This is a genomic window from Nostoc cycadae WK-1 (assembly GCF_002897135.1).
GTDB lineage: Bacteria > Cyanobacteriota > Cyanobacteriia > Cyanobacteriales > Nostocaceae > Nostoc_B.
In genome coordinates this window covers 125,931-135,556 of record NZ_DF978425.1, presented here as the reverse complement: position 1 = coordinate 135,556, position 9,626 = coordinate 125,931, and the positions used below count along the sequence as shown (strand labels likewise).

Annotated in this window: 11 protein-coding genes and 1 pseudogene; 1 reads left to right on the top strand and 11 read right to left on the bottom strand. The window is 42.3% G+C overall.

Going from position 1 to position 9,626, the window contains the following annotated elements; all coding sequences use genetic code 11:
- Positions 1–434: 434 nt before the first annotated feature.
- The 10 genes from NCWK1_RS08725 to NCWK1_RS08680 all read right to left on the bottom strand — a co-directional run bounded on the left by NCWK1_RS08725 (position 435) and on the right by NCWK1_RS08680 (position 6,592).
- Positions 435–704, bottom strand: coding sequence for a ParE family toxin-like protein (locus NCWK1_RS08725; RefSeq protein ID WP_103124440.1), 270 nt, complete (start codon positions 702–704; stop codon positions 435–437).
- Positions 701–919: a hypothetical protein gene (locus NCWK1_RS08720; RefSeq protein ID WP_103124439.1), complete on the bottom strand. Its 219-nt coding sequence runs from the start codon at positions 917–919 to the stop codon at positions 701–703. Before NCWK1_RS08720 ends, NCWK1_RS08725 begins: the two co-directional genes overlap by 4 nt.
- A gap of 110 nt (positions 920–1,029) precedes the next feature.
- On the bottom strand, positions 1,030–1,533 hold the full coding sequence (locus NCWK1_RS08715) for a hypothetical protein (RefSeq protein WP_103124438.1): 504 nt from the start codon (positions 1,531–1,533) through the stop codon (positions 1,030–1,032).
- A gap of 31 nt (positions 1,534–1,564) precedes the next feature.
- A complete protein-coding gene (locus tag NCWK1_RS08710) occupies positions 1,565–1,852 on the bottom strand; it encodes a ribbon-helix-helix protein, CopG family (RefSeq protein WP_146033964.1) in 288 nt (95 codons plus the stop codon).
- Positions 1,853–1,971: 119 nt separating this feature from the next.
- The gene (locus NCWK1_RS08705; protein ID WP_103124436.1) at positions 1,972–2,352 is read right to left on the bottom strand and encodes a PIN domain-containing protein; all 381 of its coding nucleotides are present in this window, start codon (positions 2,350–2,352) and stop codon (positions 1,972–1,974) included.
- Positions 2,353–2,361: 9 nt separating this feature from the next.
- The gene (locus NCWK1_RS08700; protein WP_103124435.1) at positions 2,362–2,622 is read right to left on the bottom strand and encodes a hypothetical protein; all 261 of its coding nucleotides are present in this window, start codon (positions 2,620–2,622) and stop codon (positions 2,362–2,364) included.
- Positions 2,623–2,631: 9 nt separating this feature from the next.
- Entirely contained in the window at positions 2,632–3,195 is a 564-nt protein-coding gene (locus NCWK1_RS08695; protein ID WP_103124434.1) for a Uma2 family endonuclease, read from the bottom strand.
- 15 nt (positions 3,196–3,210) lie between these two features.
- Positions 3,211–3,549: a DUF5615 family PIN-like protein gene (locus NCWK1_RS08690; protein WP_096579558.1), complete on the bottom strand. Its 339-nt coding sequence runs from the start codon at positions 3,547–3,549 to the stop codon at positions 3,211–3,213.
- Positions 3,546–3,770: a DUF433 domain-containing protein gene (locus tag NCWK1_RS08685; RefSeq protein WP_096579556.1), complete on the bottom strand. Its 225-nt coding sequence runs from the start codon at positions 3,768–3,770 to the stop codon at positions 3,546–3,548. Before NCWK1_RS08685 ends, NCWK1_RS08690 begins: the two co-directional genes overlap by 4 nt.
- A gap of 35 nt (positions 3,771–3,805) precedes the next feature.
- Positions 3,806–6,592 carry a TRCF domain-containing protein gene (locus NCWK1_RS08680; protein ID WP_103124433.1) on the bottom strand — a complete coding sequence of 929 codons (2,787 nt, stop codon included), beginning with the start codon at positions 6,590–6,592 and terminating at the stop codon, positions 3,806–3,808.
- Between the two features lie 304 nt (positions 6,593–6,896).
- On the opposite strand from NCWK1_RS08680, the gene NCWK1_RS08675 reads away from it, so the two are divergent.
- Entirely contained in the window at positions 6,897–8,225 is a 1,329-nt protein-coding gene (locus NCWK1_RS08675) for a hemolysin family protein (RefSeq protein ID WP_103124432.1), read from the top strand.
- 96 nt (positions 8,226–8,321) lie between these two features.
- Here NCWK1_RS08675 and NCWK1_RS08670 read toward each other — a convergent pair.
- A pseudogene (locus NCWK1_RS08670) lies at positions 8,322–9,626 on the bottom strand (calcium-binding protein); the annotation flags it as partial.

Sequence of the window (9,626 nt, the reverse complement as noted above, 5' to 3'; positions counted from 1 at the left end):
TAAGGTTGCTGTCATGTCTTTATGATTGCGGTTATTAATTTATGAATCAGACAACTGTTTTTTTGCCTGTAACAATACTTTACACTGCTTTACAAAATTTGGGTTAATTATTACTATCAGGATAAATTATAAATATTGTCAGCTTTACTTATCTAAGGCTGAATATACGAAGAAACCTAAGCAAAACAAACCCCTTTACTATTTAGTCGCTGGTTTGTTGATGGGCAATGTTGAAAACCCTTGCATATTTTTCTTTCAAAAGCTAAATATGAGTATTGCTACTTTTTTGCGATCGCTCATAGGAAGTTTACAAACTGGTTCCTTAAGCTCTTGCAAAAACATACAAAAACACTCCAACAAAAGTTGGCATAGATTTGATTATTAGGTTTATTGGTGTAAAAGGTAACTATGGGGCAGGCGATCGCGCTACATTGCTAAAACTGAGACAGCAGTTTGTCATACTCTGCGTGTGAACCCAGCCAAAACCAAATCATCGTATCTTCCTCTAGCTGTCCAACTGCTCGATAACTTTTGCTAATCCGGGCTGAATAAATTGGTAGTTCTGGATGTACTTTTTTGAAACGCAAACTTGGATGGTTGGGATTTTGCTTGAAGAGGCGGTATGCTTCACGGGTTTGCTCTTGAATTTGCTCAGGTAGATCACCAAATGCTTGCCGAAACTGAGTAGTTATACGTGATTTCACAATTTATCTGGATCTAATTCTTGAGTTTTGCCTGTACGATATTCAGCCATTGCCTCAGATGCTAGTTTGGCAAGTAAATCTGGGGAACGTGCAAAAGCTTCATCCCAACGGCGTTCATCTTCTAGTTCTTCTAAAATCATAGCTGCGATCGCATCTTGTTCATCAGCAGGTAAGGTTTTCAATCGAGATATTGCGTATTCTAGTAACTCAGTCATAAGTATTTATCGTGCCAAAATATTACTATCAATTTACTTCTAAGTGATTGCGTTCTTTGTCGGCTTCTAATTTCAATAGTTCATCATGCCTTGCTACAAGTTTATAGTAACTAAAGCGATTTGTTTCTTCTCTTTTTTAGAGTTGAGTTTGGTAATATTAGGTTCTCCACAAAATCACGAATATTTTGATCTTTCCTATGTGATTGTCTTTCAATCAACCGAATGCAAAAAACTGCCGAAACACCTCCACTAACCGTAGTGATAGTTGCAGCATAGATATTTCCGGTAACTAAAAAAAGACAGATGGCAATCAAATTGGGAACTGCGAATGCTACACCTAAGCCAATGAGAACATAAAAAGCCAGACTATTGTGATAAATAAGTTGTCTACCGTGCAATTCAATGAATTTTTGTTCACTAGATAGTTCAAAATTATGATTTGACGATAACTCTTTACTCAAGATGGTAAGCTCTTCACTACTAAGCTGATTTATCTTGTTTATGATATGTTCAATTTTATTGAAAGACTCCCCTATGTGACCAGCAGGATAATTTGACTCAACATTAATTTTAGGATTATTGTCTTTTTGATTGGGAGGCAGTTGATGGGTCATACAATATTTTCCTTTTCTACTTGATGTGTTCTTACTCGTCAAAATAGATGTAAGAAATCCTGCCATCAGGAGTTTCTATCATTAACCTTCCCCCCTTCTCTTGCAAAAGAGATTGGATGAAATTATCTCGTCTAATGGCACGTCTAGCAGCTTCAGCAATTGATATACCTCGTGCCTCAGCAAATTGAACAAGCTGGTTATATGAAGATTGCGGTAGTGTAACTGACAATCTCTGTGAACCTTCCAGAACTTGCAAATGTACACTTCCATCTGAAAGTGGAGTGATTTTTGCGGAAAGAGAATCTTCCATTGTTTTCACATAAATCGTGCTGTTATCTCTAGTTTAATCATAGTGGTGCAAATGTGCTGCAATTACAGCACTTATTTACATCACTTAACTTCTTTATACTGTTCTGACAATAGGGTGTTAGTTAACTGTCAACGTGTGTAGGGTTGTGCTATGTCTAAACCAGGAATAACACGGTAGTGTTTGATATTGAACGTACACAGTGTTGCACCCCTGCCAACAGCACAAGCGCCGATTAAAGCATCTAACAAGCCTAGACTGTCAGACAAATGGTATGTAGCGAAGTCTGACAAGGCGCAGTTTAAATCGGCTTCAGTCGGCCAGACTATAGGTAGAGGTGCAACTAGTCTTAAACTATTACGCAGCTTTTGCTTGTTTTGAGCATCTTGGATTAATTCCATAACCACAAACCCAGGTACACTGGGTAATTCTGGTAGGCTGACAAACCAAGTTATTGCAAAAGGATGACCCCTTTGAATATCAATTAAAATGTCCGTATCTAGCAAATACATCAACTTAACCTAAGTTCGTTCACGGGTTTCAGCATCATGACGCAACTTACGAGCGTAGGCTTGACTATCTGTAATATCAGGTCTTGAATTGATCACACCTTCATTCTGCCAATAAGCAACAAGTTCCGCGCCTGTCTTTGGTGGATTTACTAAAACTTGCCGGACAGTAAGAACACGAAGAATATATTCAGAAAGAGTCAAATTAAGTTGAGAAGCTTCATTACAAAGCTCTTTTTCTAGGTCTGGTGGTAAATCAAGATTAATATTCATGTTCACTTTCTACTCTAATAGCCAACCGAATAAATCACCTACTGTAAGCTGTAACTCATTTGCAAAAGATGGAACAGGAATTAACTGATCTGCCTGATCAAATAACTCTGGTGGCTGGTTTGAGAAATAAACAAATACGACTCTTTCACTTGGGTCAATAAGCCAACCCATTTGAGTTCCATGCTTCAAAGAATGTAAGATTTTAGCGATGACCTTACTTTGACTTTGGTCAGGAGAAAGGATTTCAATAATCCAATCGGGTGCTATTGCAAAAACATTTGCCACACCCCCGTTCTCATTTCTAGGAATTCTCTCCGACAGAAACACAGCTACATCTGGAACGATCGCACGTCCAGCAAAAATGCAGCGCAACTCTGGAAAAGCTCGCGCTATTTTCTGCGGCTTAGTGACTCCATTGATAGTAATAATCAGTTCACCTTGAATTGTACTGTGTTCACCCTGTGGCATCGATTTCTGAATAATTTGACCATCAATATACTCACTGGCAGGTTTAGTTTCTGGTAGCTTAAGAAACTCCTCTAATGTCAAATTTTTGGATGCTATCTGTACCATTGGCGACTATCTTCCCTATTCTCCACTGATTTCTACTAACTTTTCACCTGCTCGCAAAAGCTCTAATGCTTTTGGCAAAGTAGCAATTAAAATCTCTTGTAACCGAGAATTTGATGTATTTCCGCACGTCAACCAGATAATTTGCGGTGGTGTTCCCAGACGCTCAACCAAGTCAACAAAGTCGCTATCCTTAGTTACAAAGATAACTTCTTGAGTTTTTGCTGCCTCAAAAATCTCAAGGTCTTCAGCATCTCTCAGACCAACATCGCGTAAAGCTAAAGCTGTTATACCAAAAGTGTTGCTGATCCAAGTCGCAATAGCAGGCGATAAATGTGCATCTATCCAGATTGTCATGCTACTAACACTGGATGATTCAGCTTCCGCGAAGCATATATTAGTGCTGCTTTGAGGTCATCTGCGTCTAGATCAGGCATTTCTTCTAAGATTTGTTCAGCACTGAGTCCAGCAGCAAACAAGTCTAATACATCTGACACCCGAATTCTCATACCTCGAATACATGGGCGACCGCCGCATTGTTTGGGATTAATTGTAATTCTGCTCAGTAAGTTTGACATATAGCTCCAATTGATGATTCATCCTAATTTACTATTTAAACAACAACCGCTTCGGCGATCGCACCTTGCATTCTCCCCATTGCATCAATCAAACTTTGCAATTGTTGGTCGGCTTTCATCACCGCTAAACCGCGGACTGTGACTTTACCAGGAGAGTAAACAAAGCGTGTTTTGAGATGTTCCGGTAAGTTGGCTGCGAGTAAATTCCAAGCAGGTTCTTCCATTGGTGTTTCTAAAATTACGTGTTGTTTGTTTTCTGGTTTTATGCGGCTAAATCCTAATTTTTTCGCTAATTGTTTGAGTTCCATAACCCGTAACAGTTGATTGGCGGGGACAGGTAAAGTACCATAGCGATCGCTCCATTCGGCTGCAATCTGCGCTAGTTCTTCTTTGGATTTCGCCGCCGCTACTGCACGATACGCACTCATTTTTTGATCGATATCGGGAATGTAATCAGCAGGGACAAATGCAGTGAGGTTGAGGTCAATTTGTGTATCGTCAACTTGGGGTATTTCTTGACCGCGAATTTCTCGAATCGCTTCTTCTAACATTTCCATGTACAAATCAAAACCGATCGCATCCATTTGACCGGATTGTTCTGCACCTAGCAAGTTACCCACGCCGCGGATTTCCATGTCGCGCATCGCTAGTTGATAGCCGGAACCGAGTTGCGTAAATTCTTGGATTGCCCGTAACCTTTGCCGTGCGGCATCAGATAATGTGCGTTGTTTGGGATAAAATAACCAAGCATGAGCTTGAATACCTGCACGACCAACACGACCGCGTAATTGGTATAGTTGCGATAATCCAAAACGGTGTGCGTCTTCAATTAAGATGGTGTTGACGCGGGGAATATCTAACCCAGATTCAATAATTGTCGTACATACTAATATGTCTGCGTCACCATTACTAAAGGTGAGCATGGTTGATTCTAACTCGCTTTCGTCCATTTGCCCGTGAGCGATCGCAAATCTCGCGCCTGGTACCATCTCCCGGAGATTGGCTGTAAGGGGATAGGAGTAACCTTGTTGTTGCGATCGCGCTGCATACAATTTCAGCAAGTCTACCGCTAATTTCTTAATAGCTTTGCGAACACGGTTCTTGGTGTTTTCCCAAGCCTTCCCGGTCATTTTGTGCAGTTCTGGGGCTTTATCGCCTGTGGCGCGAAACCTCGATAAAGAACCAACTTGGTCAGCCGCCACCCGCAAAAGACCATCGGCGTACTGCACGACGATGTAATCACGGGTTTCATCGTTAATTGTCAAACTTTCCAATTTGACGAATTTACCAATCCCGTGGCTTCGATGTACTACATAATCTCCCGGACGCAGTTTATTCGGGTCAACTTGCTTAGAAGCCGCCTTACGACGTTTGCGAATATATCCAGGTGTTGCGAGGGAGTGCTGACCATAAAATTCGCGATCGGTGATAATTACTAGGCGGTAAGTCGGGAGAATAAATCCTTCCAGTTCCGCCAAACCTGAATATTTTAGGGCGACTGGGGTATGGTTGATTTGTAGCTTTTCAATCGCTTGGTAGTCGCGCGGGTTGGGGATAAACTGCGCCGGACAGTCGTGTTCTTGGAGTAAAGAGACAGAACGGGAAGGTTGGGCAGAAATTAGCCAGATTGAGAAATTGCGATCGCGTTCTTGGCGTAGTGTCTCAGCTAATTTACCAAACTGGTGCGGTGTAACTGGTACAGACCGACTCGCTAAATTGACCCCATTGTTTTCTTCTGCGATTTCCGATAAATAAACAGTTTGAAATTGGGTAAGTTCTGCCAAGCAATCATCAAAAGACCGATGAATTTTAGGCAATTGTAAAGAACCTAAATTTAATTCCCCAGTCCCTAGCGACCATTGTTCCTCTGCATTTTCCACCCAGCGATCGCTATGGGCGTGACACTGTTCTGGTTCATCAATAGCAATTAAAGTATTTTCAGGTAAATAATCAAGTACCGACGCAGGTTTTGTAAACGCCAATCCTAAAAACCTACGGCTACCCTCTAAAACTCCTGATTCTTCGGTTTCAAGTTCCGATTCATTCTTCAACTCAGCACTCAGCACTCGGAACTCCGCACTATCCTTCAGTGCATCTAAAATAATCGGAGTAAAGCTGGTGGGAGTAAGCACAATTTGGCCTATTTTATCAAGGGCAGAACGCTGAGTTGTGGGGTCAAATTCTCTGATTTGTTCGATTTCGTCGCCAAACCATTCCAAGCGCACTGGCAATTCTGAAGATACTGGAAAAATATCGACAATATCACCGCGTCGACTCCATTGTCCTTCTGTTTCTACCAAGGGTACTCGTTCGTAACCCAAAGTAGTAATTTTTGTACTGAAAGCATTTAAGTCAAATTCCATCCCCTTTTCCAGGGTAAGGCTAAGAGGTGAAAAAGCCTCTGGAGGCGGCAAATGCGGCTGTAACGCATTGGTAGTAGCAACCACCGCTATAGTCTTATTTTGACCATTGACAGACTCTTGACTCTTCACCAAATCCGCCAAAACCTGCATTTGTCCCCAAGTCATTTCCGTTTCCGGATCAAAGGGTTCGTAAGGGGATGCTTCCGAAGTAGGGTAAAAATGGACTGTTTGCCATCCCATCGCCTCTAATTGAGCGTAGGCGCGTCCGGCTTCCTCCAGCGTGGCACAGACTACAAATAAATTCCTGCCTGAATTTTGTGCTAATGCCGAGGCTACCAGACCCTTGGGTAGACGGGGAATCCCATTTAAGCGTAAATCTTTTTGCCGATTGAGCTTAGAAAGCAGTTCTGTGGTGAGAGGCGATCGCGCCAAGGCACGCACAATAGAAGAAAATGCCATAAGTTCTACTAGAGGTGGAAATCTTCGGTGATAAGAAAATTTATAGGTAGTTTATGTTCACCATTTTAAAAGTGTTAACACCTGTCTTATTACTTCTGTGGAAGAATGATGATTGAAATATAAATATATAAATTTAAGAAGTTAAACTACTACTTTGTGCTTAGTCAAATGAAGTATGAAGTGTGAAGTATGAAGTCGGAAAATTATATTCTTTCTTCTCCTGCTCCCCTGCTCCCCTGCTCCCCTGCTCCCCTGCTCCCTTGCTACCCTACCTCCTCTGCTCCCCATAGCGGCAAATCCAAACATGTCCTCCATCACTTCTGAAATTTTAATCATTTTGGTACTAATTATTGCCAACGGCATCTTCTCAATGTCTGAGATGGCTATTGTCTCAGCGCGGAAGGTCAGGCTTCAACAGCTTGCCAATCAAGGAGATGCCAAAGCCAGGGCAGCATTAAAACTAGCCGAGTCTCCCAATAATTTTTTATCTACTGTTCAAGTCGGAATTTCTCTTATCGGTATCCTGACTGGTGCTTTTGGGGGAGCTACAATTGCTAATCGGCTGGCAGTATATGTCAAACTTATCCCTGTTTTAGCTCCTTATAGCGAACCTGTCTCCTTTGGGATAGTCGTTCTAATTATTACGTATTTATCGCTAATTATCGGGGAATTAGTGCCGAAGCGGTTGGCATTAAACAACCCAGAAAGAATTGCCGCGTTTGTTGCTATACCAATGCGGGCTTTAGCGGCTTTGGCTTCGCCAGCAGTGCATCTTTTGAGTGCTTCTACAGAATTAGTATTGCGGATTTTAGGGATTACCCCTTCTGATGAGCCGCAAGTCACTGAAGAAGAAATTAAAATCCTGATTGAGCAAGGTACAGAAGCAGGAACTTTTGAAGAAGCAGAACAGGATATGGTAGAGCGAGTTTTTCGCCTAGGCGATCGCCCTGTTAGTTCTTTTATGACCCCCCGCCCTGATATCATCTGGCTAGACTTAGAAGATACAGCCGAAGAAAACCGCCAAAAAATGACTGAAAATGGTTATTCGCGGTATCCAGTTTGTCAGGGAGGGCTTGATAATGTTCTGGGGATCATTCCTGTAACCGACTTACTCGCCCGCAGTTTTCGTAATGAATCTCTCGATTTAACAGTAGGATTGCGCCAACCTGTGTTTGTCCCAGAAAGCACCCGTGGCTTGAAAGTTTTGGAGTTATTCAAGCAAACAATTACCCACATGGCAATTGTGGTGGATGAATACGGCGTGATTCAAGGATTAGTCACCCTCAACGACATTATGAGCGAAATCGTCGGTGATGTTCCCGCAGGGCCGGGAGAAGACGAACCCCAAGCCGTACAGAGAGAAGATGGTTCCTGGTTACTGGATGGAATGTTACCCGTAGACCAATTTTTTGAACTTTTCGAGATGGAAGAGTGGGAATCTGACGAACGCGGTAGCTACCAAACCTTGGGCGGCTTTGTCATCACCCATTTAGGCCGCATCCCCTCCGCCGCCGATCATTTTGAATGGGAAGGGATGCGGGTTGAGGTGATGGATATGGATGGTAATCGAGTAGATAAGGTGTTAGTTGTACCCATGATTGATAAAACACAGGCGAAGAAAGAAGCAGAATAAAGTCTAAAAGCGGAAATTGTAGTGTTTATACTTCACTTGAAACCTTGTGATTTGCGCCACAAGGTTTCAAAGCTTGATTATCCAAATTTCTAGGGATTAAGACACATAACTAAAATAACTGGCTGTCAAGTTTAGTCCGGAAACTCCTTGTGCGATCGCAATCAATTCATCAGTAGAGTTGAAAGTTCCATTACCATTGCTATCAAAGTAAATAGATGTTCCTGTTATACCAGCGATCGGCGAGGTTCCTAGCAAGTAAGAACTCGCTGTACCTCTGAGTTGAATTCTATCTTCAGCAATGTTGAAGTCCGTAATTAAAGCGTAATCATTTAGACCAGCATTAGTGTTATTGCCATCATTGTAGAAAATAGCACTACTATTACCCAGGATAAATAAATCGCTGTTATTGCCACCAGTGAGACTGTCTCTTGTTGATCTACCAAACTCACTACCAACACCATTGAGGGTATCGTTACCATCACCACCCAAAATTGTATCGTTACCACCGCCACCAATTAAAGTATCATTTCCAGTTTCACCATTAAGAGTATTACTGCCACTATTACCTGTAATAGTGTTGGCTAAACTGTTTCCTGTACCATTGATGGCTGACGTACCAGTTAAGGTCAAGTTTTCTAGATTCGCCCCTAGAGTGTAGCTGATAGATGATTGCACTGTATCTGTACCTTCGTTGAGGTTTTCAGTTACCACATCGCCAGCGCTATTGACTACATAGTTATCATTACCAGTGCCACCAATTAAGGTATCACTTCCAGTTCCGCCATTCAGACTGTCGTTACCAGCACCACCATTGAGAATATTGTTACCGCTATTACCTGCGATCGTATTATTTAAGCTATTACCTGTACCATTGATGGCGGCTGTACCAGTTAAAGTTAAATTTTCTAGATTTGCACCTAGTGTATAGGTAATTGAAGAACGTACAGTATCAATTTCTGTCGCTAATGTCGAGGTTTCAGTAACGATATCTCCCAAACTATCCACTACATAGATATCGTTACCCGAACCACCCCTGAGCGAATCGTTACCTGTACCACCATCAAGGGTGTCATTACCTGCACCACCCTCAATTGTGTCATTACCTGCACCGCCTCTAACATTGTTATCGGCCGGAGTCGCAGAAGTAAAGCGAATCGTATCGTTACCACTGCCAGCCGTGACATTCAAGAAAAATTCAAAGCCTTGATAAGTGTCGCCGCCAGAAACCAGGGTTGCTAAGGTACTACCATTGATAATTAAGGTTCTACCTGTGGTATCTGCGGAGAAATCGGCATCCACAAGGGTATCAACCCCTGCTCCACCATCGACTGTATCTGCTCCGGCTCCTTGAGTAATAATGTCGTTTCCTGCACCACCATTGAGTACATCATTGCCTGCACC